Below are 20,868 nucleotides of genomic sequence, written 5' to 3'. Positions count from 1 at the left end.
GGCGGATCCCTGTGATCCGCCCGGGTCGGGCCCGCCGGAGCGCCCCCTCTCCGGCGGGCCTTTCCCGTCGCCGGGGGCCGGCGCGGGCCCGCGGTCGGGCAGAATAGCCGGGTGACGACTTCGATCAACCAGCGGATCGCCGAGGAGCTCGGTGTGCGGGAGCGGCAGGTGGCCGCGGCCGTGGAGCTGCTCGACGGCGGGGCCACGGTGCCGTTCATCGCGCGGTATCGCAAGGAAGCGACCGAGATGCTCGACGACGCGCAGCTGCGGTCGCTGGAGGAGCGGCTGCGCTACCTGCGCGAGCTGGAGGAGCGCCGGAGCGCGATCCTGGAGTCGATCGAGTCGCAGGGCAAGCTGGACGACGCGCTGCGGGCGCAGATCATGGCGGCCGACTCGAAGGCGCGGCTGGAGGACATCTACCTGCCGTACAAGCCGAAGCGGCGGACCAAGGCGCAGATCGCCCGGGAGGCCGGGCTGGAGCCGCTGGCCGACCAGCTGCTCGGCGACCCGACGCTGGACCCGGCGGCCACCGCGGCCGGTTACGTCGGCGAGGGAGTGGCCGACGCGGCGGCGGCCCTGGAGGGCGCGCGGGCGATCCTGATCGAGCGCTTCGGCGAGGACGCCGACCTGATCGGCGAGCTGCGCGAGAGCATGTGGACGCGCGGCCGGCTGCTGGCCCAGGTCAAGGAGGGCAAGGAGGAGGCCGGGGCCAAGTTCTCCGACTACTTCTCCTTCGGCGAGCCGTTCGCCAAGCTGCCCTCCCACCGCATCCTGGCCATGTTCCGGGGCGAGAAGGAGGAGATCCTCTCGCTGACCCTGGAGCCGGAGGAGCCGCAGGAGGGGCCGAGCACGTTCGAGCAGCGCATCGCCCGCCGGTTCGGCGTCGCGGACCAGGGCCGGGCGGGCGATCGCTGGCTGCTGGACACGGTGCGCTGGGCGTGGCGGACCCGGGTGCTCGTGCACCTGGGCATCGACCTGCGGACGCGCCTGTGGCAGGCGGCCGAGGACGAGGCCGTCCGGGTGTTCGCGGCCAACCTGCGCGACCTGCTGCTGGCCGCCCCCGCCGGGACCCGCCCGACGATGGGCCTCGACCCCGGCTTGCGTACGGGCGTGAAGGTGGCCGTGGTCGACGCGACCGGCAAGGTCGTCGAGACCGCCACGATCTACCCGCACGAGCCGCGGCGGCAGTGGGACCAGTCGATCGCCGTACTCGGGGCGCTGGCGCAGAAGCACGGCGTCGAGCTGATCGCCATCGGCAACGGCACCGCGTCCAGGGAGACCGACAAGCTCGCCGGCGACCTGCTGAAGCTGATGCCGGGCCTGACCAAGATCGTCGTGTCGGAGGCGGGGGCGTCGGTCTACTCCGCCTCCTCGTACGCCTCGCAGGAGCTGCCCGGGCTGGACGTGTCGCTGCGCGGCGCGGTGTCGATCGCCCGGCGGCTCCAGGATCCGCTGGCCGAGCTGGTCAAGATCGATCCCAAGTCCATCGGGGTCGGGCAGTACCAGCACGACCTGTCGGAGCTGAAGCTGTCGCGGTCGCTGGACGCGGTGGTGGAGGACTGCGTGAACGCGGTCGGCGTGGACGTGAACACGGCCTCCGCGCCGCTGCTGACCCGGGTGTCCGGGATCGGCTCCGGGCTGGCCGAGAACATCGTTCTGCACCGGGACGCGAACGGTCCCTTCCGGTCCCGGCGGGCGCTGAAGGACGTGGCGCGGCTCGGGCCGAAGGCGTTCGAGCAGTGCGCCGGGTTCCTGCGCATCCCGGGCGGGGACGATCCGCTGGACGCGTCCAGCGTGCACCCGGAGGCGTACCCGGTGGTGCGGCGGATCCTGGCGGGCGGGGACCTGAAGTCGCTGATCGGCGACACTGCGAAGCTGCGCAAGCTGAACCCGTCGGACTTCGTGGACGACACCTTCGGCCTGCCGACCGTGTCCGACATCCTCAAGGAGCTGGAGAAGCCCGGCCGTGACCCCCGGCCGGCGTTCAAGACGGCCACCTTCAAGGACGGCATCGACAAGATCAGCGACCTGAAGCCGGGGCTGATCCTGGAGGGCGTGGTCACCAACGTGGCCGCGTTCGGGGCGTTCGTGGACGTCGGCGTACACCAGGACGGGCTCGTGCACGTGTCGGCCATGTCCTCGAATTTCGTGAAGGATCCCCGGGATGTGGTGAAGCCGGGCGACATCGTCCGGGTGAAGGTGCTCGACGTGGACATCCCGCGCAAGCGCATCTCGCTGACCCTGCGCCTGGAGGACGAGGCGGCGAAGGCCGTGCCGTCCCCGCGCGGCGAGTCCCGGCAGCCCAGGCAGGGCGGCAGGCAGCAGAACCCCCGCCAGAACCGGGGCTCGGGCCGCGACTCCGCCCCGCCGCCCGGCGGGGCCATGGCCGAAGCCCTCCGCCGCGCGGGCCTCAACAACCAGGGCAAACGCGACCGCTGACCCATCCTGTGCGTTCGCCCGCCGGCCTGGCCCGATGGCCTTGGCCGGCGGATTTCGCGCATGCCGCGCCCGGCCGACCCTGCGTCGCCGCGCCAGCATCCGGCGCCGCGGAGCCGGTGCACCGTGAGGCCCTGTCAGTCGCGGTCGGTGCCCGCGATCAGGCGGCCCGCTCGTCCGCGCAGGCTTGGGCCAGGACGTCGAGCGAGATGCCCAGGGCTTGGCCGAGGGCGGCGACGGTGAAGAAGGCGGGCGTGGGCACGCGGCCGGTCTCGATCTTGCGGAGGGTCTCCGCGGAGAGCCCGGCGGCGGCGGCCACCTCCGGCATGCTGCGATCCCCCCGGGCCTGGCGGAGGAGGCGGCCGAGCCGGTGGCCGCGTTCGTGATCCAGTTCGGAGAGCGAAGGTCGCACCATGCGGAACATCGTAGCAACTGTGATAACAATACCGGTATAACTATTGGGTAGCCCGGTGGAGGAGTCATGGTCGAAATCAAGACGAGCGGCGAGCTGGACGCCATGCGGGAGGCGGGCCGCGTGGTCGGCCGCGCCCTGGCCGCCATGAAGGACGCGGTCGCCCCCGGCGTACGGCTGACCGAGCTGAACGAGATCGCGGCCACGATCCTCAAGGAGAGCAAGGCCACGTCGGCGTTCCTGAACTACCAGCCCGCCTTCGCGCCGACGCCCTTCCCCGCCGTGATCTGCGCCTCGGTGAACGACGTGATCGTCCACGGCATCCCGGACCGCTACCAGGTGCGGGACGGGGACCTGCTGACCATCGATTTCGGGGCGTACCTGGACGGATGGGCGGGTGACGCGGCGTTCAGCACGATCGTCGGCACCGGATCGGCCGAGGACCTGCGGATGATCGACGTGGCCGGGGAGGCGCTGGAGGCGGCGATCAAGGCGGCCGTGCCCGGCAACCGGCTGGGCGACGTCGAGCACGCCGTCGGCCAGGTGGGCCGCGCCGCCGGATACGGCATCATGGACGACTTCGGCGGCCACGGCATCGGCCGCCACATGCACGAGCCCCCGTTCGTCCGCAACGAGGGCCGCCCGGGCCGGGGCCTGGTGCTGCGCCCGGGTCTCACCCTGGCCATCGAGCCCATGTTCGTGTCCGGCGGCTCCGGCTCGTACTACGCGGCGGCCGACGGCTGGGGCCTGCGCAGCTCCGACGGCACCCGCGCCGTGCACGTCGAGCACACGGTCGCGATCACCGACGACGGCCCCCGGATCCTCACCCTCCCCTGACCCGTGCGGGGCGTGCGGACCCCTCCTCACCAGGTACGCTCCGTGCCGTGGGGGAGCGATCCCCCGGCCGCCGTAATCGACCTGGGGAGTAAGCCTGTCCACCCACCTGGAGACCCGGCCCGCCACCACGCGGGCCGTCCGATCGGCGCGCGAGGGCGGCCGCGATGCGTGAGCCCGTCGTCGAGGTGACCCCCGCGCGGGGCGAGGTGAAGGGTGTCGCCCTGGTCCTGCACGGCGGCCAGGAGGTCGGGCACGGCCCGACCAGCGGCAGGCAGCTCGCGGTGCTCCGCATGCTCCCGTTCGCCTGGGCGCTCACCCGGGCGGGCGCGCACCGGGGCCTGGCCGTCTGGCGGGTGCGCTACCGGGTGCGCGGCTGGAACGGCTCGGAGGCCTCGCCGGTGGCCGACGTCAACGAGATCCTGGCCCGGCTGCGGAACACGTACGACGTGCCGGTGATCCTGGTCGGGCACTCCATGGGCGGCCGTACGGCGCTGCGGGTGGCCGGGAACCCGAACGTGGCCGGGGTCGCGGCCCTCGCGCCCTGGGTCCCCGCGGGGGAACCCGTCGCCCAGCTGGCCGGGCGGCATGTGCTCTTCGTGCACGGCACCGCCGACCGGACCACGACCCTGGCCGCCACCCGCGCGTACGCGGAGCGTGCCCGCCAGGTCGCCGCCGACGTCCGCATGATCGACATCCCGGGCGAGGGCCACGCGATGCTCCGCCATCCCGGCCTCTGGCACCGCCTGACCACCGAGTTCGCCCTGTCACTGATCTAGAGGGTCGCTGATCTAGAGGGTCGCTGATCTGGAGGCGAGGAGCCGCTCGTACTGGTCGGGGCTGGTGGTCTCGCAGCCGAGGCGGTGGCCGGTCAGGCTGCCGTGGTCGTCGCTCGACCCGGTGACGATCAGGTCCAGGTCGGCCGCGAGGGCGCGGATTTCGGCGCGGGCCTCGGAGGTGTGGTCGGGGTGGTCGGCCTCGACGCCGGCGAGCCCGGCGGCGGCCATCTCGGCGATCCACGCGTCGGGCACGGTCCGGCCGCGTCTGGCGGCGCGCGGGTGCGCCAGGACGGCCGTGCCGCCGGCGGCACGGGTGAGGAGGACCGCGCGGACGGGATCCAGCGCGTAGCGGGAGACGTGGGCCCGGCCGCCGGTGCCGATCCACTCGGGCGTGAAGGCGTCCTCGACGGTCGGGACGGCGCCGGCCGCCACCACGGCGCGAGCGATGTGCGGGCGGCCGATCACGCCGCCTCCGGCGATGGCCGTGACCATGTCCAGCGTGATCGGCACGCCCAGCTCGGCGATCCTGGCCACCATCGCGGCCGCCCGGTCGTCACGGGCGGCCCTGATCAGCTCAAGCTCGGCCGCCAGCTCGGCGTTCCCCTCGTCGAACAAGTACGCCAGCAGGTGCACGCTCATCCCGTCCCTGCGGCACGACAGCTCCATGCCGGGAACCAGCGTCAGCCCTTCGGGGAGCGCCTCGATCGCCTCCCGGTGCCCTCCGACGCCGTCGTGGTCGGTGAGCGCCAGCACGTCCAGCCCGGCCGCCCGCGCCCGCCGCACCACCTCGGCGGGACGCTCGGTCCCGTCCGAGGCGGTGCTGTGGCTGTGCAGGTCGATCCGCACCGGTCAGGACTCTCCCGGCAGCGCGGCGAGGAACTTGTCGATCACCTCGTCCGGCAGCTTGCCCCGGGCGGGCACCTCGATGCCCTGCTCCCGGGCCCACTCCCGGACGTCGGTGTTGGTGTGCCCCTGGAGCCGCGTCGCCTCGGGCGCCTTGCGCGCCCTGGTCGCCTGCTTGACCTCGCGGCCCCGCTCCACCGCCAGTTCGATCAGGCCGACCGCCTCGGCCAGCCGCGCGTTGTTCGCCTCCGACAGGTCGATCGCGAACGTACGCTGCAGGAGCTGGAACTCCCGCCGGACCACGTCTTCGCCCTCGGACTGATCGAGATCATCAATCAGGATGACCTTCTCCGCCACTAAGCTCTCCCCCTACCGGACGTCATGTGCCCGGCAATCGTACTGGGGTTCTAGGCGTCCCGGGGTTCAGGCGATGGACTGCCACCATCCGTCGACCAGTGGCGGCTGGTCCACGGCGACCCGCTCCCCCGGTTTCGGCACGGCCAGCCGTACGCCCCGGGCCTTGGCCTCGCGCCACAGGCGGTCGACGGGCTCGCCCCACGGGTGGAAGGACAGGACGAAGGTGCACCAGTGCACCGGGACGAGCAGCCCGGCCCGCAGGTCGAGGTGGGCGGCGACGGCCTCCTCCGGGGTCATGTGGATGTCCGGCCAGCTCGGGCTGTACGCGCCAATCTGGATGAGGGCCAGGTCGAAGGGGCCGTGGCGTTCGCCGATGGTCGCGTAGCCGGGGAAGTAGCCGGAGTCGCCGGTGTAGAAGACGCGGCGGGAGGTGCCCGTCACCACCCAGGAGCCCCAGAGGGTGCCGTTGCGGCGCAGGCCGCGGCCGGAGAAATGGCGGGCCTCGGTGACGGTCAGGCGCAGGCCGGCGACGGTGACCGACTCGTCCCAGTCGAGCTCCACGATGCGGAACGCCGGCACGCCCCATTTCTCCAGGTGGGCGCCGACGCCGAGGGGGACCAGGAAGGGCGCGGACTGGAGGCCGACCAGGGCGCGGACGGTGGGCATGTCCAGGTGGTCGTAGTGGTCGTGGGAGATCACGATCGCGTCGACCTGGGGCAGGGTGTCGAGCGGGGCCGGGGGCTGGTGCAGGCGGCGGGGCCCGAGGTGGGCCGCCGGGGAGCAGCGGTCGCTCCACATCGGGTCGAACAGGACACGGCGGCCCTCGATCTCGACCAGGGTGGAGGCGTGGCCGTACCAGACGACGTCCAGACTGCTCAGGGGTTTGGCGGAGGGGGTCACGACGGGGATCTGGCCGTGCGGTTTACGGTGTTCGCGGCTCTCGATGAGGTCGCGCATGATGGGTTTCTTCTCGCCCGCGGGCGGGACCGTGGTGGGGTCGATGTTGCGGAACGCCGTACCGTCGAACTGGGGGGAGCGGCGGACGCGCTCGGCGCGTTTCCCGGCCGGGGCCGCGCCCAGCGCGGCCGGAATGTCCCGCATCAGCCAGGCGGCCCCCGCCGCTGCCAGACCCGCCGCCAGCCACCCCGATTTGCGCATAGAACGATGGTGTCACAAGGCGAGAGTGACGGTGATGGGGGCATGGTCCGAATCAGGCGTGTCGCGCCGCACGGCGGGGAGGTCGCCGACGGAGGGCAGGCCGTGGTCGATGACCGAGCGGACCGCCTGGACGCGGCCGAGCAGGGCACGGCTGATCAGGATGTGGTCGATCAGCTCGCGGCGGCCGTGGTAGACCCGGGAGAACCGTTCGTCCTCGGGGATGCGCGGGGCGAGATTCCACAGCCGCCAGCCGTCGCCCTTGTCGGGCACCCGCTCGCCCGGCGTGCCGATCTCGGAGCCGGGCGGGCCCACCAGGAGCTGGGTGGTGGCCGCCGCGACCTCGTCGTTCAGGTCGCCGAGCACGATCAGCGCGCGGCTCGCGCCCTGGCCGTCCAGGATGTCGTCGGCCAGGCCGCGTAACGTGACGGCCTCCGCGGTGCGCCGCATCAGCGCGTACGCGCCGACGCGGGCGCGCTCGCCCTCGTCGCGGGGGCCGAACCGGCCGCCGGGGTAGGAGAGCAGCTTGGACTTGAGGTGCGCGACGGCCACGACCAGGTCGGGGCCGGCCTGGACGGCGAGCATGCCCCGGCTGGTGCGGTCCACGGTGTCACCGCCGTCGGCGGTCTGGACGGCGGCGAGCGGGCGCGGGAACGCGCTCACGTCGTGCAGGACGGTCAGTGGGAGCCTGCTGAGGAAGCCGACGCGGATGCCGCGCGCGTCCGGGTAGCGGGAGAGCGCCAGATGCCACTCCCCTTCCAGGAGCCCGGCCAGGTCCTCCAGCGCCTCCGGCTCGCCGACCTCCTGCACGCCCAGCACGTCCGGCCCGATCTGCGTGATCGTCCCGGCCAGCGCCTTCAGTTTCGCCTCGTACGCGGCCTCGTCCCGAGGCCCGAACTCCCCACCCGCCCGGTAGAGGTTCTCCAGATTCCACGTGCCGACGACGACCACGATCGCCCCACCCCCAGAGCAAATCCGGAATTTCCCGAGTTTCGTGGTCCCACTATGACGGCGTTCTTCCGGCCTGGCGACAGATACAGTTCAAACCGATGACGAACCATCGAATAACCGCCCAGTGGCTTCCCCGTACGGCTCCGCGGTCCGGTCCCGATGATGGCATGCCCCCGCATACGCCGGGCCCCGCCGCGCCGCCGGCCTCCACTGACGCCCCCGATTATTACGATATTTCCGAGTATTCCGGCATTGTTCCGAACGACGATGACTCGGTCATTCCGGCCCGGACCTTCAGCTGCGCGTGCGACCTCGCCCTGCCCGACCAGACCGCCGCCGAACTCCACGCCATGGAGCTCAACCTCTGCACCACCTGCTTCGGCAGCACCCGCCAGGAGCCCTTCCCCGGCTACACCCGCCCCTGCACGTCCTGCGCCGCCACCGGCCGGCGCGGCCGCCAGCTCGTCTGGCAGCTGGCCCACGCCGAAGCCGAACGCACCATCACCCTCCCCCTGATCCGCCTTCTCCTCCCCCACCGCCCGTTCCGCCTCTCCGAACTCTCCGACAAAGTCCGCTCCCACCTCTCCCTCCCCCCAGGCCGCCTCCCCGTCGGCCCCCGCGTCCGCGACCTCCTCCTCCACCTCCAAGCCCAAGGCGAGGTCGCCCTCCTCTCCGCCCCCGACCGCCTCCTCGACGGCCCCGACGTCGTCCTCTACAACGACCCCCACTGGGTCCGCACCACCTGACGCTGCGGGCGACGTTCGCGCCGGGAAGTGTCGGTGGGCGTGGCTACGATCGCGGGCATGGTGACTGTGGAGGTGATCCGGGGGATCGCGATGGGGCTGCCTCGGACGACGGAGCATCTGATCAGGGATCGGGTGAAGTTCCGGGTGGGGCGGATCGTTTATCTGGCGATATCGCCGGATGAGACGGCGATGGGGTTCGGGTTTCCGAAGGAGGAGCGGGCCGATCTGATCCGGGCCGAGCCGGAGAAGTTCTTCATGCCTCGGCCGTCGGATGAGCGTTATCACTGGGTGCGGGCATGGTTGGCGGCTCTGGACGAGGAGGAGACGCGGGAGCTGGTGACCGAGGCCTGGCGGATGTGCGTGCCGAAGAAGATATCGGCGCTGGTGCCGTGAAGGTGCTGCTGCCCAGGTGCTGGCTAGCGCCAGCAGGAGGAACGTCCAAGCGCCTTGCTCAGTTGTCGTCCTGCGCAGGATCCATGAGGCTCGGCTTGCCGGAATCCGTCGGCGGATGAGACGGTGCCGATCTGAGATAGCGTGCCACGGCTGAATAGAGGATCCGCGGCAGTTCCCGCTGAAAGGCTGCCAGCGAGGTGACGTGCGTGGCGGCCGGCGCGCCGGGCAGTTCCGGAATGGCCTCACGGAGCCGCGCGCTCAGTTCGTTCTCGGCTCTGCCCAACAGCGCGTCGTTCGTATTCCACACCACAACAGGCAGCGGACGTGAAGCCGTTTCGCAGAGGCGGCGCAGGCTCTGCCACAATCTGGCGTCCTGCACCGCCCACGGGTCCACGACGACGACACTGGGCGTATCGGGCTTTTTATCGCGAGTCAGATATTCGACCTGATCGTCCAATGAACCGACTTCAAGGGCATATCCGTGCTGTAACGCCGCGTCCACAGCGTAGGAGGCCAATGGCCGGCCCTCGGGAAATGGGTGCCACTCCAGCGGAGTCCGGCCGTAGGGACGCGACTGCTGTCCGCTGGACAGTCGGGACAGGTCCAGGGCGACTATGGTCATGCTGATCCGGGGAACACTGGATCTGAGCGCCGCCCCTGTATCGGGGTCGTGAAAAGCGCTGGGCAGGTTCACGAAGTCGGCTGGTTCACCAAGGGGAGCGGGATCCCGCTCGGCCACCTGGATGATCCGCTTGGCGAGGACGTCGACGGCTCTCTGGTAGTGGAGGCGCCTCGACCTGGCCTTCATCAGCCCGTAGAAGCCCTCCTCGCGATATCGAGGCCCGAGCGTCTCGTGATCGAACTGTATCTCTCTGGCCACCCTGGGGATAGAGTCCAGCTCAGGGAGCGGTGCCCACAAGGCGGGGATGATGGCGCCCATGCGGTTTTCTTCGTCGGCGGGCACGGGCAACCGTCGCGCGAAAGCCGACCATTCCTTACCGCACGCCTCACTGCTGAAGTAGCGCGGGGAGTACAGCGGGACAAAGACGCGGCAGGTGGCAAGAGCCTCGCTCAGCTGATCCGCCCAGCGCACTCCGGATCGAAGCTCGTAGTCCATGAACCCCGCCTGCTCCGGCCCGCGGACAGTGGTCAGTTGGAGAATCTCGTCCACGAGATCACGGAAGAGTTTCGCCACCCACCTGTTCGGATCAGTCCTTCCGTCCTCGGCCAGACCGGGGATGTGCGCGTAGCTGAGAAAGAAGTAGGGAGCTTGTGCGTCGTTTCTGCGGGAGAACCTGCGCCGCTCAGACCGGGAATAGGATTCCTCGATACCCTCATTCGCCATTTGATCGGCCGGGCCGCCGACTTCTGCCGGTGAGGTGTCTGGAACGTCCGGCAGACCGAGGCGAGTGGTCACCTCTGCGGGCACCGGCGCGAGTTCTCCCCCGGCGACAGCAGCGGGCTCGCCCTCCGCCGCTGCGATGATTCCGGCGAAGGTCTGCCCTCGTCTCCCCGCGTTGTCCTCGATGTAACCGGACACGGCCGCCCGCACGGCGATCTCCTCCGACCGCCGCAGCTCACCGCGCAAACCTTCCCGCACGCCGGGAAGGAACTCGTAGGAGTCCTGCCCTGTCCTGACCAGCAGTCCTCCGAGCAGCACTTCGGCCAGGGCGGAGGTCGTCGACGCAGGTACCGCCGCGTGCCGGACCAACCGCATGACCGGCAGCGTGAGCGGCACCGCCGACAGGCACACGGCCAGCTGGTACGCCTCCGGGGAGGCGCTGGCCCGGAAGCGGCCCAGTTCGTCACCAGCCTGCACCCAGGCGGCCGGTGTCTCCTGCCCGGCTGTCGGAACCCGGTCGGCGGCGATCGCCAGGGGCACCCCGGTCGCGGTTCCCGCCAGCAGGCGGGCCAGGGATCCGAGAGCGGTGGGTTCGACGCCCAGCACCGGGATGGGCACCTCGGGCGTGCGGCGGGGACGGCGGCGGGGGAACGTGGTGCGCAGGCGCGTGTTGGGGAGGCCGGCCGCGGCGGCGTGGAGCCGGGCTCCGAGAACCGGGAGCCCGGTGCGGGACCACATCTGCTCGGGGAGCGTCTGGAGGACCGCGGCCGGGCACCGGTGCGCCCATCCGGTGAGTGTGCGGAGGCAGGTGCCGTCGTGCCAGCCCCGCGCGCCGCCGTCGGTGAGCACGAGGAAGAGCCGCCGCCCGGCTCCGTCGACGAGTTCCCTCGGGTCACGCCCCGGGCCGGACGGTGTCGCCGCGACGCCGCCTTTCGCCGGGTCGAGGTACCAGGTGCGTACGTCCCGGAAAGCGCCGGTCCCGCTGAGCAGGGTGTGGAGTTCGGCCGCCGCCACCCGCCAGAGCGCCATCGACGGCGACGTGTCGACGACGAGGGCCACCTCGAACCACCGTTCGGGCGCGGGACGCTGGACGGGCAGCCAGAGTCCGGTGCTCGCGATGAAGGCCACGGTGGCGTTCTCGTCGAAGGTCAGGCGCCGGTGGGAGGGGACCCTGCGGCGGAGCGGCCGTACCGCGTGCTGGAGGTCGCGGCCGCCGGTCAGGCCGGGCGCCTCCGGGAGGCGGACGGGACGCCCGGTCATGCGGGACCCCGCCGGCGAGGAGCCGGGCACGCCGAGCGGCGCGCCCGCCGCGTGCGCGGCCGAAAGGTCGTCCGTCTCGGTGTCCGCGCCGCCGTCGGAGTCCTGGTCCGGCCCGCCAACCGGTGCCGCCGCCTCCGCGCCGAGGACGGAGGCAGGGGCGTACCGCGCGAGCCAGATCGCCTCGGCCAGTTCACGGGCCGTCGGTGTGAGGTTCGCGCGGTGCAAAGCGCTGATGACCGAGATGAGGGACATGGCCGTCAGTACGCCGCGCTCAGGTGTTTGAGCACCAGTTCGGCCAGCTCACGCCGGTCCGCGACGCCGGTCTGGTCCGGGTGCATGGTCAGGAAGATGGCGTTGAGCAGCTGGTCGGTGGCGAGTTCGCCGGTGCTGCGCCGCTGGAGGAACTGCTGGAGGATGTCGCCGCTGGCGGCCAGCGCCTCCTCGCCCAGGTGGGCGCTGACGATGGCTTCGAGCCTGCGGCTGTCGGGCTCGGCGATGTCGAGCCGGAGGCAGCGGCGCAGGAACGCGGGCGGGAACTCGCGTTCCCCGTTGCTGGTCATCACCACGATGGGGAAGGCGTGGCACCGTACCGTGCCGCGCCTGACGGGGGCCGGGGCGGCGGCGCGTTCCATGCCCACTTCGACGCTTTCGTGGCTGTCGGCGATGCGGACGAGTTCGGGGATGAGGAACTCGCCTTCCTCCAGCACGTTGAGCAGGTCGTTGGGCAGGTCGACGTCGCTTTTGTCGACCTCGTCGATGAGCACCACGCGGGGGCGTTCGGTCGGCAGCAGGGCGGTGCCGAGCGGTCCGAGCTGCACGTATCTGCCGATGTCGGCGTCCGGCCGCTGCTGGTGCCTGGCGAGGTTGGCGTCCTGGAGCCGGGCGATGGCGTCGTAGCGGTAGAGCCCGTCCTGCAGCGTCGTACGGCTGGTGATCGGCCAGCGAAGGACGGGACCGAGCCCCAGTTCGTGGGCGATCGCGTACGCGAGGGTGGACTTGCCGGTCCCGGGACGGCCGGTGAGGAGCAGGGGACGGCGCAGGAGGATCGCGATGTTGACGAGTTCGACCTCGCGGGCGTCCGAGCGGTAGGTGAGCGCCCGTTCCAGGTCGGTGGGCCGGCCGTCCGTCTCCTCGTCGAAGACAGGGGTGATCAGCGGGCCGCCGCCGAACCGGCGCCAGGGCGGCGCCGGGGGCATGTCCCAGTCGTGGGGCGTCCCGTCACCTCTGAAGATCGTCATGCCCTAGGACCCTCTCGTATCGTCGTAGCGGGGCTCCACCACGGGCGCCAGGAGCTGGGCGGACTGCTCGGGGTCGTCCCACAGCAGGACGGTGCCGCGGCAGTCGTGGTCGGCGGGGTTGCGATCCCGCGCGACGGCCCGGTTGCGCAGCAGCCGTACCGTCTCGGGAAGGTCGCGGATGGGTGTCTTCTGGAGCTTGTCGCCGAACGCGGTACGGAACCTCCGCCCGGAGCACGTCTCCTCCGGGACGTCGCCGGCGTCGTGCTCGGGGCAGGTGTCCCGCCGCCAGATCGCGACCGGGACGCCCGAGTCCAGCGCCACCCGCAGCATGTCGCCGTACGAGCCGGACGAGCTGGGCCGCCGGGTCAGCGCGATGACGGTGACGTCGGGACGCCCCTCCAGTTCGGCGGAGAACTCCTCGGCCGACAGGTCCTCGGTGCAGATGATCCACCGGGTGCCGCTGTCGGTCTCGCGCAGGCGTTTCCAGCGTCGCTGCCAGTCGTGGTGGACCGACGGATCGATCAGGCGGTCGTAGTCGCGCAGGACGACCCGGTACTTGCGGCCGATGTTGGTGTACGGCTTGGTCGCCACCAGTTCGTCGAAGGGTTCGTCGAACAGGTCGAACGGCACGATGAACTCCACGAGGGCGTTGCCCTGCAGCCAGCACAGCGCCTCCCGGATCTTCTCGCAGGCGATCTTCTTGGCCTCGCCGAGGGTGTGCCGGGGCTCCTCGTCGCAGTACAGCAGGCCGGTTTTGCCCGGTTCGCCGCGTACGCGGACGGTCAGCTGGTATCGGTCCACCTTGGCCCAGCCGGGCATGATCTGGACCGAGACCACGCCGCCCCGCGGGACGGCCGCCCGCGCCGCGCCGGATCGCCAGTCCTTCAGCTCCCGCGTTCTGCCGAGCCGGGCGGCGAAGCCGGTCACCCAGTCCCGCAGGCCGGGATCGGCACGGGGTCCGGCGAGCTGGTGGACCATCCGCAGCAGCGGCAGCGCCCGGTCCGGGCCGGTCACGTCCATCAGGGCGAGAGCGACGTCGCGGTAGGCCTTCAGCGGTTTGGCCGGTGGCCGGTTGTGCTCGCAGCTGGCGGTGTACAGGCGGAGCAGGGCCGCGTGGTCCGGAGGCGGCAGTTCGGCCAGGAACCCGAGCAGCTCCGCCTCCTCGGCGGCTCGCAGCGGGACGCCGGGGAAGGGCCCGTGCCCGCCCTGCAGCTCCGTCCAGCGCCGGTGGCCGGCGTGGAACCGATCGTGGGCGTTCATGACGGCGCGCCAGCGGTCCGGCCCGAGCCGGCGCAGCGCCGAGACCGGGACGAGGTAGCCGCCCCGGTCGCCGACGCCGAGCGAGGTCGCGGTGACGGCGCAGACCATGCCGGACGCGAGGTCCAGCACCGGTCCCCCGGACATGCCCTCGACCAGCTCGTTCTCCTTGAACTGCCACATCCGGCCGTCGCCGAAGGCGTGCCACCCGCTCATCCGGCCCTCCACGGCGGTGGGGCGCAGCCCTTCGTCGAGGGTCGCGGAGTGGCCGAACGCGACTAGCCGCGCGCGGTCCACCGGCACCGCCTCCGACAGGCGTACGCACGGGTGGTCCGGCGCGTCCGCCACGGCCACGACGGCGAGGTCGGGGAAGGGCCACAGCCCGCCGTCGCTCGGGCCGCCGGGCAGCTGGTCCGTGACCGTCCCGGTCAGGGCGCGCCCGCTCCACGCGACCTGAATCGCGCTCCCCACCCCGGCCGGTACGACATGCGCGCACGTGAGCACGATGCCGGGAGCGATCCAAACACCGGAGCCGCCGCTGCCCGGGGCAGCCCCCAGATCGGCCCCGAGCCGCACCAGGCACTCTTCCGCCAGCTCGTTCAGCTGCACCTGCGGGTCCGCCAACGCCTACTCATCCTCGTCGCCGGCCGGCTCCGCGCTCGCCGGCTCGATCGTCGCACTGGCCCCCGATGTGCTCCACGTCAGGCTTACCTTGATACTCGCCTTACCGCCAGCCTCCGCCAGCATGCTGGTGAGTTTCCCCGACTTGAGCGTCAGTTCCAGCCCGAACTCCACCTGCACCTGGTCCGGCCTGAGGTCGTCCACGGCGGCACGGAGACTCGCCGACACCCCGCGGACGGTGTCGCGCAACTCCTCGACGTTCAGGCGGGGCAACGCGCCGGCGGCGACGTTGGCAGGCCCGTCCACCGCGACCTGAGCCCAGATCACTTCACCGCTCGGCAGCATTATCTGCATGGCCTTGCTCGTCATGACGCCTCAAACCGGTTCGTACGGGCTGACTGTCGAAACCGCGCAAACAGGCGATCACGCTATCGCTCGCCTGAAAGCGGGGGAACCCAAACGCCAAGTTCCATCTACGCCGCAGGGGTGACAGGCAGGCGGATAGGGTGCGGTGTGTGCGTGATCTAGGTGAAGATCCCCGGCCGGTGCGGGGAGCGGTTCGTGAGGTTCACCGGGTGGACCGGATGGCCTCGCTGGAGTACTCGCCGGACCTGGACGGGATGGCGGATCCCGGGGAGATCGTCTGGGCGTGGGTGCCCTACGAGGAGGATCCGCGGCGTGGGAAGGATCGGCCGCTCCTGGTCGTGGGGCGGCACGGGCGGCGGCTGCTCGGGATGATGCTGTCCAGCAAGGGTGGCGGCGGGGACGAGTGGCTGCCGCTGGGGGCGGGGACGTGGGACCGCGAGGTGCGGCCGTCGTACCTGCGGCTGGACCGGGTCTTCGAGCTGGACGAGGACGACATCCGCCGTGAGGGCGCGGTTCTCGACAAGGAACGGTTCGTACGGGTGGCCGCGGTGCTGATGCGTACGCACGGGTGGGCGGCCGACGGGTAGGCCGCAGCTTCAGGAGGGCTTCAGGGGGTCAGTGCCCGGCGCCTTGGCGTTTCGGTGATCTGGGTGTCGGCGGCTGCCGCCGCGCGGGCCTTGCGGCGGTGGCGGCCGGTGGAGACGGCGAAGCGGCGGACGTGGATGCCGGTGGCCACCAGGGAGGCGGCCAGGGCTAAGGCGAGGACGGTGGTCGCCACGGCCGCCGTCGGGTCGAGGCCGGGGGACGGGTTGGCGACCGCGGTGACCGCGTCAGGGCGGAGTTCGACGGTGGTCGGGGACGTCGTGAGGGTTTCGCGGACTTTGCGGGGAAGGCCGTAGCCGACGATTTTGGATTCGTCGCGGACCTTGCGCTTCAGCCACACCTTGTCGACATTCGCCTCGATTGTGTGGATTTTTCCGTTTTCGACTTTTTCCACGATTCCGACGTGGTCGATGCCGGGGATGCCGTTGCCGCCGGCCCAGTCGAAGAAGACCAGGGCGCCGGGTTCCGGCTGGTCGGTCCAGGCGTCGTGCTGTTCGAACCAGCGCGCGTGCGAAGGGGTCCAGGCGAACTCGCCGACGTAGTCGGTGACACCGGCCTTGTCGGCCGCCCACGCGATGAACATGTCGCACCAGGGAGCGTTGCGGTACTGGGGATCCTTGGTGAGGTCCGCGTACCAGGCGCCGAACTTGGTGTGCTGGCCGGCCTTCTCCCGGTAACCCAGTTCCCTGGTGACGACGGCTAACAGGTCCTGCGTGATCGTGTCGTCCTGGGAACGTTCCAGCAACACTGCCTCCATTACCACCCGATAACAATCGACTGTAGTTCGGAAATGTCGGACTCGTGGAGCTTTTTCGAGAAAGGTGGGTAGTCAGGTTGGGGCAAAGTACGAAACGCCAGCGTGATGGCCTAATGGTGTGATCGTTTTCCCGTATGATCAGGTCCCCGGGTCGGTTCGTGTGGGGGAGAGAGTTCGTGGATCATCGTTTCCTGCTGGCGGCGGCGGGGATCGTTGCCACCGGGGTGGTCGGCGCCCTGCTGGCGGGCCCGGACAGACCGGGACCCGGAGGAGCCACGCCGCCGGTCCTCACCAAGCTCGCGATCCCCGCGATCCCCGCCCCGGCGGTGCCCCCGCCCGTGTCCCCCGCGCCCGTCGCCAAGGCGGAGAAGCCCCTGGTCGTCAACGGCCGGGTCCAGCCCCGCAAGGTGAAGGTCCCGTACCGGGCCGACGGCCGTTACTCGGTCGCGCCGGGCACCGGCAAGGCGCGCAAGGGCGGCGGCGAGGAGATCCGGTACATGGTCGAGGTCGAGCGCGGCCTGCCGTTCGAGGCCCGGGAGTTCGCCGAGGAGGTGCACCGCATCCTCAACGACGAGCGCGGCTGGGGCCGGTTCAAGCGGGTGACCTCGGGGCCGGTGCGGTTCAGCGTGGCGCTGTCCAGCCCGCGTACGACCAATGTGCAGTGCCTGCCGTTGCAGACCGGCGGCGAGCTGTCCTGCTGGAACGGCAGGCGCGCGGTGATCAACGCGGTGCGCTGGGCGGAGGGGTCGCCGAACTACGGCCGCGACCTCGCCTCCTACCGGGAGTACGTGATCAGCCACGAGGTCGGCCACGGCCTCGGGCACGGCCACGTCGGCTGCCCCGGCAAGGGCAAGCCCGCCCCCGTCATGATGCAGCAGACGAAGTCGCTCGCCTCCTGCAAGCCCAACCCCTGGCCCCACCCCCGACGGCTAAGGTCTGGTCTATGAACGTGGATCGACTACAGGTCCTCGCCTACCGCGTCGCGGCCCAGCAGCTCGACCGGCCCGATCTCCCGCCCGCGAGCCTGGCCGTCCTCGACCTCGGCGTGCAGGACACTCCGTACGGGTCGGCCCGGCTGGCGGTGGCGGCGCGGACCTCCGCGGACCCGGACGACGACGCGCTCACCCTGGTCTGGTCGACCCGCGGTGCCCCCCACCTGCACAGAACGGCCGACCTGACCGCGCTGGCGGCGGCCCTGTGGCCGGTCAGCGACGCCGACGCGACGGCGCGCATCGCCACCACGCAGATCCGCGAGGGCGCCAAGCTGGGCCTGACCGCGTTCCGGGCGGCGGCCAAGGCCATGCACGAGGTGGTCCGGGGCCCGATGACCAAGGGCGAGGTCAGCACGGCCGTGAGCGCCCTGGTCCCGGAGGGCGTCACCTACTGGTGCCGCAGCTGCAACGCCCAGCACATCTCGGGCGCCCTCTTCCAGCAGGTGGGCCTGGCCGCCGGCGTACGGCTCGCGCCCAGAGGCTCGGCCACCACGCTGGCGCCGATCGGGAACCGCCGGGGCGTGCCCGGCCAGTCGGTGGCCGCCGACTCGGTCATCACCGCCTACCTGCGGCTGCTCGGCCCGGCCACGCCCGCGGAGGCCGCCAAGTTCATGGGCACCACGCCGACCGAGATCAAGCGCATGTGGCCGAAGGACTTAGCGGAGGTCAAGGTGGACGGCCGCCGCGCCTGGCTGCCCGCCGACCGCGTCGACCTGCTCCTGGACGCCACCCGCCGCCCCCGGCTGCTGCGCCTGCTCCCCCCGTCCGACCCCTACCTCCAGGCGCGCGACCGCGCCCTGCTCGTCCCGGACAAGTCCCGGCACGCGGAGATCTGGCGCATGCTCGGCAATCCGGGCGCGATTCTGATGGACGGCGAGATCGCCGGCGTCTGGCGGGCCAAGACGGCGGGCAGGAACACCCTGGATGTCACCGTGACCGCGTTCGACCCGCTCCCCCGGGACGCCGTGGCGGCCCTGGAGGAGGAGGCGTCGCGGATCGCCGCGCTCCGGGGGGCGCAGAACGTCCGCGTGGTGCACGCGAAGACCTGAGCGGCGTCAGGAGCCGGTGGGATGGGCCGATTCGCTTCGCATCCGCGGCGGCTCCGTGAAGAAGACGCTGGTCTCGCCGGTGAATCCGGCCCCGGCCGGTGGCGGGCAGGTCGCGCCCGGGCGGACTCCGGACCGTCAGGCGGACTGCCGTACGACCAGGTCGGGTTCGAAGATGACCGAGGTCACGCGGCGGCCGGGTTCCTGGATGTGGGCCAGCAGGAGGCGGGCCATCTCGGCGGACATGTCCTCGACCGGGTGGCGGACGGTGGTCAGGGGCGGGCGGCAGGCGAGGGCGGCGCTGCTGTCGTCGAAGCCGACCACGGCGATGTCCTCGGGGATGCGGCGGCCGTGGGACTGGGCGACGATGAGCGCGCCCTGGGCCATCAGGTCGTTGCCGGCGAACAGGCCGTCGATGTCGGGGTGCTCGGCCAGCAGGCGCTCCATGGCGCGCTCCCCGGACTCCTGGGTGAAGTTGCCCTCCACGCTGGGGACGAACGCGTGACCGTGCCGGGCCATGGCCTCGCGGAAGCCGGAGAGGCGTTCCAGGCTGGCGGGCACGTCGAGCGGCCCCGAGATGGTGGCGACGCGTTCGCGGCCGAGCCCGATCAGGTGGTCGGCGGCGAGGCGGGCCCCGGCGCTGTGCGCGACGTCGACGTAGCTGATCCTGATGGGCTGGGCGGGGCGGGCGAACAGCACGACGGGCGGGCCCAGCTCGACCAGCTGGGCGGGGAGCGGGTCCTCGGCGTGGGTGGAGACAAGGATGGCGCCGTCCACGTGGCCCTGGCGCAGGTAGTCGACGACCTGCGCGCGGGCGTCGGCGGCCTCGGCGAGCATGAGCACCAGGTGTACGCCGAGCGGGCGCAGGTGGCCGGAGATGCCGGTGACGACGCGGCCGAAGAAGGGGTCGGTGAAGACGCGGGCGAAGAACTGGCCCGCGCCGGAGACGACCAGGGCGATCGAGCCGGTCTTGCCGGTGACCAGGGAGCGCGCCGCCCGGTTGGGCACGTAGCCGACGGCGGCGACCGCCTGCCGGACCGTTTCCTGGATCTCCGGGTCCACGTTCCGGATGCCGTTGATCACGCGGGACACGGTCGCCCGGGAGACGCCCGCGGCCCTGGCGACGTCCTCAAGGGTGGGCGAAGCCAGGCGATCTTCCCTCATGTGATGAAACTCTAGCGCATCCCCGGAGAGCGCTCTCCAATCAAGGGAAGGCGCTCCCGGGCAGGAGCCGTACGGCGTCCAGGGCCAGGGCGAGGTCCACGATGTCGCGGGGGCGGGACAGGGAGCGGCCGGTCAGGTTCTCGATGCGGCGGATCCGGTTGATGATCGTGTTGCGGTGGCAGTAGAGGCGCCCGGCGGCGCGGGCGGCCGAGCCCTCGCAGCGCAGCCAGGTCTCCAGGGTGGTGAGCAGCACGTCCCGGTCGGCGGGGTCCAGCGCGAGCAGCTGCCCCAGCACCCCATTCACCAGATATTCGGAAATGTCGGGCTGGCAGATGACGAGGGCGGCGGGCAGGCGCTGGTCCAGGCGGGCGACCTCCGGCCCGGCGTCGCCGCAGGTCCGCATGGCCAGCTCGGCCAGCCGGTGCGCCTCCCCCAGGTCGACCAGGCCGTCCACCACCGGGCTGACTCCGGCCACTCCGCTCACCGCCGCGCTCAGCGCGGTCGCCAGGTCCTCCAGCGTCGACTCGCCCATGGCGACCACGGCGACCTCGTGCCCGGTGCGCATCCGCCACAGCAGCCGCATGCCGCCGAGCTTGTCCGGCAGCCGGCCGCCGTCGTGCCGGACCGGGAAGCGCACGGTTACCACCGCGTACCGGCCGCGTTCCGGCAGGTCGAGGCCGGCGGCGGCGGAGCGCACCACGCCGGAGTCGGCGGCGCCGTCCAGCAGCGCGTCCAGCAGCGCGCTGACCCGTTCGTGGTTGCGCCCCGCCAGCTCGCTCTCCCGCCGCCGGTACGTGTCCCCCGCGACCAGCGCCTGCCGGTCGATGGCGTGCCAGACGTGGCAGGCCGTACGGACCAGCGCGCCGAGCTGGTCGGGGTGCTCCTTCTCCATGTAGTCGACGATGCCCGCCCAGGTGACCTGCGCGGCCAGCCGGTACATGCGCATCATCGAGTCCAGCGGCAGCCCCTGGTCGGCGCGGCGCCGGGCCATCGCCTCGGTGAACTGCAGATCCCGCCGCGCGCCCCGCTCCTGCAGGATGGCGGTGATCCCGAGCCGCATGCCCTCCAGCGTGCTGGCCCAGTGGTCGTCGTACGGCACCAGCGCGCAGTAGTCCTCGTCGCCCATCCTGACCCGGTTCACCAGCTCGTCGGTGAGCTCGGGAAGGCGTTCCAGCATCGCCCGGGCAGCCGTGCGCAACATCTCCCGGACTTCCTCGTCCGCGTGCGGTTGGGGACGCATCCTCCCGAGGGTGCCATCCGGCCAACTCCGGAACAAGGTTCGGTTTCGTTTCGTGACACGCCGTTGTGCGGCTGCA

20 protein-coding genes are annotated in these 20,868 nt (G+C 71.6%); 8 read left to right on the top strand and 12 right to left on the bottom strand.

Annotated features, from left to right (window positions below; all coding sequences use genetic code 11):
* Window positions 1–111 precede the first annotated feature (111 nt).
* A complete protein-coding gene (locus Aph01nite_RS16800) occupies window positions 112–2,439 on the top strand; it encodes a Tex family protein (protein WP_204041826.1) in 2,328 nt (775 codons plus the stop codon).
* A gap of 157 nt (window positions 2,440–2,596) precedes the next feature.
* Here Aph01nite_RS16800 and Aph01nite_RS16795 read toward each other — a convergent pair whose 3' ends face one another.
* Entirely contained in the window at window positions 2,597–2,851 is a 255-nt protein-coding gene (locus Aph01nite_RS16795) for a helix-turn-helix domain-containing protein (protein ID WP_204041825.1), read from the bottom strand.
* Window positions 2,852–2,917: 66 nt separating this feature from the next.
* On the opposite strand from Aph01nite_RS16795, the gene map reads away from it, so the two are divergent.
* Both map and Aph01nite_RS16785 read left to right on the top strand, forming a co-directional pair.
* A complete protein-coding gene (gene map / locus Aph01nite_RS16790; RefSeq protein WP_204041824.1) occupies window positions 2,918–3,685 on the top strand; it encodes a type I methionyl aminopeptidase in 768 nt (255 codons plus the stop codon).
* Window positions 3,686–3,849: 164 nt separating this feature from the next.
* Window positions 3,850–4,461 (top strand): alpha/beta hydrolase, encoded by a 612-nt coding sequence (locus tag Aph01nite_RS16785; protein WP_204041823.1) that lies wholly within the window; start codon window positions 3,850–3,852, stop codon window positions 4,459–4,461.
* 12 nt (window positions 4,462–4,473) lie between these two features.
* Here Aph01nite_RS16785 and Aph01nite_RS16780 read toward each other — a convergent pair whose 3' ends face one another.
* The 4 genes from Aph01nite_RS16780 to Aph01nite_RS16765 form a co-directional block, all read right to left on the bottom strand.
* Window positions 4,474–5,307 carry a PHP domain-containing protein gene (locus Aph01nite_RS16780; RefSeq protein WP_204041822.1) on the bottom strand — a complete coding sequence of 278 codons (834 nt, stop codon included), beginning with the start codon at window positions 5,305–5,307 and terminating at the stop codon, window positions 4,474–4,476.
* 3 nt (window positions 5,308–5,310) lie between these two features.
* Window positions 5,311–5,661 carry a histone-like nucleoid-structuring protein Lsr2 gene (locus Aph01nite_RS16775; protein WP_204041821.1) on the bottom strand — a complete coding sequence of 117 codons (351 nt, stop codon included), beginning with the start codon at window positions 5,659–5,661 and terminating at the stop codon, window positions 5,311–5,313.
* A 66-nt stretch (window positions 5,662–5,727) separates the two neighbouring features.
* Window positions 5,728–6,819, bottom strand: coding sequence for an MBL fold metallo-hydrolase (locus tag Aph01nite_RS16770; RefSeq protein ID WP_204041820.1), 1,092 nt, complete (start codon window positions 6,817–6,819; stop codon window positions 5,728–5,730).
* A gap of 12 nt (window positions 6,820–6,831) precedes the next feature.
* On the bottom strand, window positions 6,832–7,767 hold the full coding sequence (locus Aph01nite_RS16765) for an endonuclease/exonuclease/phosphatase family protein (RefSeq protein WP_204041819.1): 936 nt from the start codon (window positions 7,765–7,767) through the stop codon (window positions 6,832–6,834).
* A gap of 167 nt (window positions 7,768–7,934) precedes the next feature.
* Here Aph01nite_RS16765 and Aph01nite_RS16760 point away from each other — a divergent pair, with 167 nt between their 5' ends.
* Both Aph01nite_RS16760 and Aph01nite_RS16755 read left to right on the top strand, forming a co-directional pair.
* Entirely contained in the window at window positions 7,935–8,513 is a 579-nt protein-coding gene (locus Aph01nite_RS16760; protein ID WP_239161753.1) for a hypothetical protein, read from the top strand.
* A 27-nt stretch (window positions 8,514–8,540) separates the two neighbouring features.
* Window positions 8,541–8,906: an MmcQ/YjbR family DNA-binding protein gene (locus Aph01nite_RS16755; RefSeq protein WP_239161752.1), complete on the top strand. Its 366-nt coding sequence runs from the start codon at window positions 8,541–8,543 to the stop codon at window positions 8,904–8,906.
* A gap of 58 nt (window positions 8,907–8,964) precedes the next feature.
* Here Aph01nite_RS16755 and Aph01nite_RS16750 read toward each other — a convergent pair whose 3' ends face one another.
* The 4 genes from Aph01nite_RS16750 to Aph01nite_RS16735 are packed head-to-tail and all read right to left on the bottom strand — an operon-like array spanning window position 8,965 to window position 14,993.
* Complete coding sequence (locus Aph01nite_RS16750) at window positions 8,965–11,760, bottom strand: TIR-like protein FxsC (RefSeq protein WP_204041818.1); 2,796 nt, start codon at window positions 11,758–11,760, stop codon at window positions 8,965–8,967.
* Between the two features lie 5 nt (window positions 11,761–11,765).
* Entirely contained in the window at window positions 11,766–12,746 is a 981-nt protein-coding gene (locus Aph01nite_RS16745) for an AAA family ATPase (RefSeq protein ID WP_204041817.1), read from the bottom strand.
* A gap of 3 nt (window positions 12,747–12,749) precedes the next feature.
* Entirely contained in the window at window positions 12,750–14,627 is a 1,878-nt protein-coding gene (locus tag Aph01nite_RS16740; RefSeq protein WP_204041816.1) for a VMAP-C domain-containing protein, read from the bottom strand.
* 3 nt (window positions 14,628–14,630) lie between these two features.
* The gene (locus Aph01nite_RS16735; protein ID WP_204041815.1) at window positions 14,631–14,993 is read right to left on the bottom strand and encodes a CU044_2847 family protein; all 363 of its coding nucleotides are present in this window, start codon (window positions 14,991–14,993) and stop codon (window positions 14,631–14,633) included.
* 146 nt (window positions 14,994–15,139) lie between these two features.
* Here Aph01nite_RS16735 and Aph01nite_RS16730 point away from each other — a divergent pair, with 146 nt between their 5' ends.
* Complete coding sequence (locus Aph01nite_RS16730; protein ID WP_239161751.1) at window positions 15,140–15,577, top strand: type II toxin-antitoxin system PemK/MazF family toxin; 438 nt, start codon at window positions 15,140–15,142, stop codon at window positions 15,575–15,577.
* Between the two features lie 20 nt (window positions 15,578–15,597).
* On the opposite strand, the gene Aph01nite_RS16725 is transcribed toward Aph01nite_RS16730, so the two are convergent.
* Complete coding sequence (locus Aph01nite_RS16725) at window positions 15,598–16,338, bottom strand: CHAP domain-containing protein (RefSeq protein WP_239161750.1); 741 nt, start codon at window positions 16,336–16,338, stop codon at window positions 15,598–15,600.
* A gap of 188 nt (window positions 16,339–16,526) precedes the next feature.
* Between Aph01nite_RS16725 and Aph01nite_RS16720 the strand changes: the two genes are divergently transcribed.
* Together Aph01nite_RS16720 and Aph01nite_RS16715 are read left to right on the top strand one after the other, a co-directional pair.
* Window positions 16,527–17,297, top strand: coding sequence for a DUF3152 domain-containing protein (locus Aph01nite_RS16720; protein WP_239161749.1), 771 nt, complete (start codon window positions 16,527–16,529; stop codon window positions 17,295–17,297).
* Window positions 17,294–18,391: a DNA glycosylase AlkZ-like family protein gene (locus tag Aph01nite_RS16715; RefSeq protein WP_204041812.1), complete on the top strand. Its 1,098-nt coding sequence runs from the start codon at window positions 17,294–17,296 to the stop codon at window positions 18,389–18,391. Before Aph01nite_RS16720 ends, Aph01nite_RS16715 begins: the two co-directional genes overlap by 4 nt.
* A gap of 135 nt (window positions 18,392–18,526) precedes the next feature.
* Here Aph01nite_RS16715 and Aph01nite_RS16710 read toward each other — a convergent pair whose 3' ends face one another.
* Window positions 18,527–19,552, bottom strand: coding sequence for a LacI family DNA-binding transcriptional regulator (locus tag Aph01nite_RS16710; RefSeq protein ID WP_204041811.1), 1,026 nt, complete (start codon window positions 19,550–19,552; stop codon window positions 18,527–18,529).
* 40 nt (window positions 19,553–19,592) lie between these two features.
* Window positions 19,593–20,792: a PucR family transcriptional regulator gene (locus Aph01nite_RS16705; protein ID WP_204041810.1), complete on the bottom strand. Its 1,200-nt coding sequence runs from the start codon at window positions 20,790–20,792 to the stop codon at window positions 19,593–19,595.
* Window positions 20,793–20,868 lie beyond the last annotated feature (76 nt).

Origin of the sequence: Acrocarpospora phusangensis, assembly GCF_016862995.1 — a bacterium.
GTDB lineage: Bacteria > Actinomycetota > Actinomycetes > Streptosporangiales > Streptosporangiaceae > Acrocarpospora > Acrocarpospora phusangensis.
Note: the sequence above shows the minus strand (reverse complement) of the source record. Positions and strands in the feature narration are given on the sequence as shown.

Coding starts and splice junctions, on each gene's coding strand:
- map (WP_204041824.1), top strand. CDS start 2,918: ATGGTCGAAATCAAGACGAGCGGCGAGCTGGACGCCATGCGGGAGGCG.
- Aph01nite_RS16760 (WP_239161753.1), top strand. CDS start 7,935: ATGCCCCCGCATACGCCGGGCCCCGCCGCGCCGCCGGCCTCCACTGAC.
- Aph01nite_RS16770 (WP_204041820.1), bottom strand. CDS start 6,819: ATGCGCAAATCGGGGTGGCTGGCGGCGGGTCTGGCAGCGGCGGGGGCC.
- Aph01nite_RS16710 (WP_204041811.1), bottom strand. CDS start 19,552: ATGAGGGAAGATCGCCTGGCTTCGCCCACCCTTGAGGACGTCGCCAGG.
- Aph01nite_RS16750 (WP_204041818.1), bottom strand. CDS start 11,760: ATGTCCCTCATCTCGGTCATCAGCGCTTTGCACCGCGCGAACCTCACA.
- Aph01nite_RS16705 (WP_204041810.1), bottom strand. CDS start 20,792: ATGCGTCCCCAACCGCACGCGGACGAGGAAGTCCGGGAGATGTTGCGC.
- Aph01nite_RS16785 (WP_204041823.1), top strand. CDS start 3,850: ATGCGTGAGCCCGTCGTCGAGGTGACCCCCGCGCGGGGCGAGGTGAAG.
- Aph01nite_RS16735 (WP_204041815.1), bottom strand. CDS start 14,993: ATGACGAGCAAGGCCATGCAGATAATGCTGCCGAGCGGTGAAGTGATC.
- Aph01nite_RS16715 (WP_204041812.1), top strand. CDS start 17,294: ATGAACGTGGATCGACTACAGGTCCTCGCCTACCGCGTCGCGGCCCAG.
- Aph01nite_RS16795 (WP_204041825.1), bottom strand. CDS start 2,851: ATGGTGCGACCTTCGCTCTCCGAACTGGATCACGAACGCGGCCACCGG.
- Aph01nite_RS16745 (WP_204041817.1), bottom strand. CDS start 12,746: ATGACGATCTTCAGAGGTGACGGGACGCCCCACGACTGGGACATGCCC.